This window comes from Mycobacterium sp., from assembly GCF_049281135.1.
GTDB lineage: Bacteria > Actinomycetota > Actinomycetes > Mycobacteriales > Mycobacteriaceae > Mycobacterium.
In genome coordinates this window covers 1-2,836 of record NZ_JBAPRN010000061.1, presented here as the reverse complement: position 1 = coordinate 2,836, position 2,836 = coordinate 1, and the positions used below count along the sequence as shown (strand labels likewise).

General features: G+C 69.1%; 3 protein-coding genes. All 3 read left to right on the top strand.

Annotated features, from left to right (window positions below; translation table 11 throughout):
• Positions 1-743: glutamate ligase domain-containing protein (locus WAN02_RS02510; protein WP_422262538.1), on the top strand; the 743-nt coding region annotated here is incomplete at its 5' end.
• Positions 744-749: 6 nt separating this feature from the next.
• A complete protein-coding gene (ftsW, locus tag WAN02_RS02505; RefSeq protein WP_422262536.1) occupies positions 750-2,291 on the top strand; it encodes a putative lipid II flippase FtsW in 1,542 nt (513 codons plus the stop codon).
• On the top strand, positions 2,288-2,836 hold a 549-nt coding region (locus WAN02_RS02500), incomplete at its 3' end, for a glycosyltransferase (protein ID WP_422262534.1). The genes ftsW and WAN02_RS02500, both read left to right, overlap by 4 nt.

Genomic DNA, 2,836 nt, shown 5'->3' with positions numbered 1-2,836 from the left:
GCTTCCGGCTGGGCGAGCCCGCGGCCGGGGAACTCGGCGTGCGGGACGGCCTGCTGATCGACCGCGCGTTCGCTGACGACGCGGCGCTGGCGCCGGTGTCGTCCATACCGGTTCCCGGTCCGGTCGGCGTGCTCGACGCGCTGGCTGCCGCCGCGCTGGCGCGCAGCATCGGAGTGCCCGGCGACGCGATCGCGACCGCGCTGGCCTCGTTCCAGGTGGGCCGGCACCGGGCCGAGTTGGTGGCCGTCGTCGACCAGATCAGCTACGTCGACGATTCCAAGGCCACGAACCCGCATGCCGCCGAGGCATCCGTGCTGGCCTACCCGCGGGTGGTGTGGATCGCCGGGGGTCTGCTCAAAGGCGCATCGATACACGAGACCGTGACCAGGATCGCTCCGCGGCTGGTCGGAGCGGTGTTGATCGGTCGGGACCGGGCGATGGTTGCCGAGGCGTTATCGCGACACGCGCCGGATGTGCCCGTCGTACAGGTTGTGGCAGGCGAGGATATTGATATGCATGCGACTGCTGAGTCTCCTGTTGCGTCTGTGACACACGTGGTTTCTGGATCGGACGAGACTGTCGGCGCTCGCGTGATGAACGCTGCCGTGGCCGCTGCCCGAGACCTGGCTCAACCCGGCGATACGGTGCTGTTGGCACCGGCCGGCGCCTCGTTTGACCAGTTCACCGGCTACGCGGACCGCGGCGACGCGTTCGCGGCCGCTGCCCGCGCCACACCGCGGTAGCTGCAGGTGAAGAACACGCTGGCCCGGCTGCTGCGCCGGGGAGCCAAGGGTGACCAGGCGGCCGACAGCACGCCCGAGGCGTCCGCGAAGAAGACCTCCGCGAAAGCGACCACCGCCGAGCCGCGGACCCGGTTCGGGGCCTGGCTGAGCCGGCCCATGACCTCGTTCCACCTGATCATCGCGATCGCCGCGCTGTTGACCACGCTGGGTCTGATCATGGTGCTGTCCGCATCCGGGGTCCGTTCCTACGACGACGACGGGTCGGCGTGGGTCATCTTCGGCCGGCAGGTGTTGTGGACGATCGTCGGGCTGTTCGCCTGCTACCTGGCGCTGCGGTTGCCGGTGCGGTTCATGCGTCGCTTGGCGTTCTCCGGCTTCGCGGTGACCATCGCGATGCTGGTGCTGGTGCTGATCCCGGGAATCGGTAAGGAAGCCAACGGTTCTCGCGGTTGGTTCGTGATCGCTGGATTCTCGATGCAACCCTCCGAGCTGACCAAGATCGCCTTCGCGATCTGGGGTGCGCACCTGCTCGCGGCACGCCGCATGGAGCGGGCCTCACTGCGGGAGATGCTGATCCCGTTGGTGCCGGCCGCGGTCATCGCGCTCGCTCTCATCGTCGCGCAGCCCGACCTGGGCCAGACGGTGTCGATGAGCATCATCTTGCTCGGCTTGCTGTGGTACGCCGGCCTGCCGCTGAGGGTGTTCTTGAGCTCGCTGTTCGCCGCGATCGTCGCCGGAGCGATCCTGGCGGTGTCGGCGGGTTACCGCTCCGACCGGGTGCGGTCATGGCTGGACCCGGGCCAAGACCCGCAGGACTCGGGATACCAAGCCCGCCAGGCCAAGTACGCGCTCGCCAACGGGGGTATTTTCGGCGACGGTCTGGGGCAGGGCACAGCGAAGTGGAACTATCTGCCCAATGCGCACAACGACTTCATCTTCGCGATCATCGGCGAGGAACTCGGCCTGGTCGGCGCGCTGGGCCTGCTGGGGTTGTTCGGGCTGTTCGCGTACACCGGAATGCGCATCGCGCGCCGCTCTGCCGACCCGTTCCTGCGGCTGCTGACCGCGACCACCACCTTGTGGGTGATCGGTCAGTCGTTCATCAACGTCGGCTACGTGATCGGCCTGCTGCCGGTCACCGGCATCCAGCTGCCGCTGATCTCTGCGGGCGGAACATCCACGGCCACAACACTTTTGATGATCGGCATGATGGCCAACGCGGCCAGGCACGAACCTGAGGCCGTCGCAGCTCTGCGCGCCGGACGCGACGACCGGATGACCCGCATTCTGCGGCTGCCGTTGCCGGAGCCTTATTCGCCGACGCGGGTCGAGGCGCTGCGCGACCGGTTGCGCAGCAAGCCGCAGCCGGCCAAGCCGCAGCGCGCCGCGAAGCAGAAGCCGTCCGGTGGCCGGGCAGCACGTTCGGCCAGACCGCCAGCGGTGGACAGGCGTGGCACCGGGGCAGGGCATCATGTAGGCGGACAGCGGTACACCGGCCAGCGTCACGGACATGGCCGTCGAGCACTGGAAGGTCAGCGCCACGGGTGAGCGACTCGGTCACGGGGTCATCGGCCACACGGCCAACCGGGCATTCCCCGTTGTCGGTCGTGCTCGCGGGCGGCGGCACAGCCGGCCACGTTGAGCCCGCAATGGCCGTCGCTGATGCTCTGGTAGGGCTGGATCCCGACGTTCGAATCACCGCGCTGGGCACCGCGCGCGGCCTGGAAACCAAGCTGGTGCCCGAGCGTGGCTACCAACTCGAGCTGATCACTCCCGTCCCGCTGCCGCGCAAACCCACCAGTGATCTGGCCCGCCTTCCAGCGCGGGTGCTGCGGGCGGTTCGACAGACCCGGGCCGTGCTGGACAAAGTCGACGCCGATGTGGTGATCGGGTTCGGCGGCTACGTGTCGCTGCCGGCATACCTGGCCGCTCGCGGCGTAGCCCGGCGCCGGCGCCGGGTGCCGGTGGTGATTCACGAAGCCAACGCCAGCGCCGGGCTGGCCAATCGGGTCGGGGCACGCAGCGCCATCCGCGTGCTCTCGGCGGTGCCCGATCCGGGTCTGCGGCACGCCGAGGTTGTCGGCGTGCCGGTC